Genomic DNA, 2,809 nt, shown 5'->3' with positions numbered 1-2,809 from the left:
ACCGGACGCAACAGGCTCGAAATCGCCGGCTCCATCGTGTAACCGGTGAGCAGTGTCGTCAGCGTGATCCCCAGTTGAGCACTGGACAGGTGCGTCGAGGTGATCTTCAGCGCGCTGATCGTCAGCGAGAGGCGTGTCTCTCCCGCGGCCTGGCGCGCTTCGAGGTCGGCGCGATCGAGGTTGACCAGCGCGAACTCGCTGGCGACGAACAGTCCCGTCCCGATCGTGAGCAGGAGCCCCACCCCCAGCATGATGAACTCCATCACGCATCACCCCCGGTCTGGGGTGCGGGTCGGTGGGGCGATCGTCGGCAACTCGGAGGGTCGTCCATCGTGAGACGAGTCTACCCGGCGAGATGGCGCCCCCGGACTGCGACCATCACCAGCTGACGGGGAGCGCCTTGCCTTCCTCGTAGCCGGCGGCCGATTGCAGACCGACGAGCGCGCGCTCGTGGAACTCGGGGACCGAGGCGGCACCGGCGTAGGTGAACGACGAGCGAACGCCGGAGGTGATCATGTCGATGAGGTCTTCGAGGCCGGGTCGCTGCGGGTCGAGGTAGATCTTCGACGACGAAATCCCCTCGGCGAACAGCTCCTTGCGTGCTCGTTCGTAGGCATCCAGGCGACCGAATCGCGCCTGCACTGCCTTGGTCGAGGCCATCCCCCACGACTCCTTGTAAAGGTTGCCGGCGGCATCGCGCTGCAGCGATCCGGGAGCCTCGATCGTGCCGGCAAACCACGAACCGATCATGACGGATGCCGCGCCCGCCGCCAGCGCGAGAGCAACGTCGCGCGGGTAACGCACACCGCCGTCGGCCCACACATGAGCACCGGCAGCGCGGGCCGCAAGGGCCGTCTCGTGGACAGCCGAGAACTGCGGTCGCCCCACAGCAGTCATCATGCGGGTCGTGCACATCGCACCCGGCCCGACGCCGACCTTGATGATGCTCGCGCCAGCTGAAACGAGATCGCCGACGCCGGCGCTGGTCACGACGTTCCCGGCCACCAGCGGCACACCCAAATCAAGCGCCGACACGGTTCGCAACGCGCCGAGCATCCCCTCTTGATGACCGTGCGCGGTGTCGAGCACCAGGACATCAACACCGGCGGCCACGAGCGCGCGCGCCTTACCGGCCACATCGCCATTGATACCCACGGCTGCAGCGACGATGAGGCGACCGTCTCGGTCAACGGCTGGCTGGTACAGCGTCGCGCGCAGTGCGCTTCGGCGAGACAGCGTGCCGACGACCTGCCCGTGGTGGACGACGCACACAATCTCAGCATCGGCCGCGACGATGACGTCGAACGCGTGCCGAGCCGACTCGATATCGTCGGCATCAACAGACGCGGGTCGCCCGCGGGTGAGATCGCCCAGACGCGCGTCCGGGAGCGCAGACCCCAGGCGGACCGCGGTCACGATGCCCTGAACATCCTCGATCATGAGACGGTCGGTGGGCCGCGCGACGATCACGCCGTAGCCCTCCGTCGGAGGCAGCAGGGTCGTTGCGTCGGCAACTGTCGCGTCGGGGGGAAGAACGAGCGGCGTGTCCCAGGCGGCAGGCTGGTCCTTGACCCAGCGGATCGCGGCATCCAGCTCCTGCAGAGGAAGGTCTTGCGGAAGAACTCCGAGCCCGCCCCGGCGCGCGAGCGTGGCGGCAAGGCGCGCTCCCGTGACCGAATTCATGTTTGCCGAAACGAGCGGGATGGTGGCTGCAGTCCCATCGCGCGGGGAGAGGTCGACCTCGAGTCTGCTCCCCACGCCCGATCGGCGGGGAACGAGGAAGACGTCCGAGTAGGTCAGGTCGAAGGCCGGCGCATCACCGTAGAACTCCATGTGGGCCAAGCGTACCCGTCCATGGTCTCAGCGGAATCGTGACCAATTCGCGGCGCAGCTCAGGGTTCGGATGGCCTGCCGGGGTGTTTGGACGGACTACGCTGGTCTGTTGAACGACGCGGGCGCGACGACGATAGTCCGCGACGACAATCGTGACGAAAGCGGGCGATCTAACGTGTCGAGTCAGGTGACCGGCGTCGGAGTGTCGAACGAAAGTGAGTTCGGCGCCAACGAGTGGCTCGTTGAAGAGCTGTACGAGCAGTTCCGACAAGACCGCAACTCGGTAGACAAGGCCTGGTGGCCGGTGCTCGAGGCCTACCACTCTGCCACCGAGAACGGCGCGAAGCCGTCCGGCGAGAACGGCGCGAAGCCCGCGGGAGAGAACGCGGCCGCGAAGCCTGCGTCGAACGACGCGCATCCGGTCACCGCACCCACCCCGGTGATCGGCTCGCAGCCCGTTGCGCGAACGACAGCTCGTCCCGCCTCCGCCCAGCCGATTCCGGCGCAAGCCCCCGACACCGCACGCGCGGCATCCGATGCCCCGCCGTCCGAGGACACGGTGACCGTCCTCAAGGGGATGCCGAAGACGCTCGCTGCGAACATGGATGAGTCGCTCACCGTTCCTACCGCGACGAGTGTGCGCACCGTTCCCGCCAAGCTCATGATCGACAACCGGATCGTGATCAACAACCACATGGCGCGCACCCGAGGCGGGAAGGTGAGCTTCACGCACCTCATCGGGTGGGCCATCATTCGTGCCCTCACCGAGTTCCCGAGCCAGAACGTGTTCTACGCCGAGATCGACGGGAAGCCGTCGGTTGTCGCGCCGGCACACGTGAACCTCGGGATCGCAATCGATCTCCCGAAGCCCGACGGCACGCGTGCGCTCTTGGTGCCCAGCATCAAGCACGCCGACACCCTCACCTTCGCCGAGTATCTGTCGGCCTACGAAGACCTGGTCTCCCGCGCCCGCAAG

At 66.9% G+C, this 2,809-nt stretch carries 3 protein-coding genes; 1 reads left to right on the top strand and 2 read right to left on the bottom strand.

Annotated elements, in window-relative coordinates; genetic code table 11:
- Together Q1V87_RS04295 and Q1V87_RS04290 are read right to left on the bottom strand one after the other, a co-directional pair.
- A partial coding sequence (locus Q1V87_RS04295) for a CNNM domain-containing protein (protein WP_300590988.1) occupies positions 1-263 on the bottom strand: 263 nt, incomplete at its 3' end.
- A 115-nt stretch (positions 264-378) separates the two neighbouring features.
- On the bottom strand, positions 379-1,833 hold the full coding sequence (locus Q1V87_RS04290; protein WP_300590987.1) for a GuaB1 family IMP dehydrogenase-related protein: 1,455 nt from the start codon (positions 1,831-1,833) through the stop codon (positions 379-381).
- A 175-nt stretch (positions 1,834-2,008) separates the two neighbouring features.
- Here Q1V87_RS04290 and Q1V87_RS04285 point away from each other — a divergent pair.
- Positions 2,009-2,809 (top strand): 2-oxo acid dehydrogenase subunit E2 (locus tag Q1V87_RS04285; protein ID WP_300590986.1); only part of this gene is annotated, 801 nt, incomplete at its 3' end.

Origin of the sequence: Microbacterium sp. (assembly GCF_030149085.1) — a bacterium.
In the GTDB taxonomy this organism is placed as follows: Bacteria; Actinomycetota; Actinomycetes; order Actinomycetales; family Microbacteriaceae; genus Microbacterium.
This window is presented reverse-complemented; position numbering and strand designations above follow the sequence as displayed.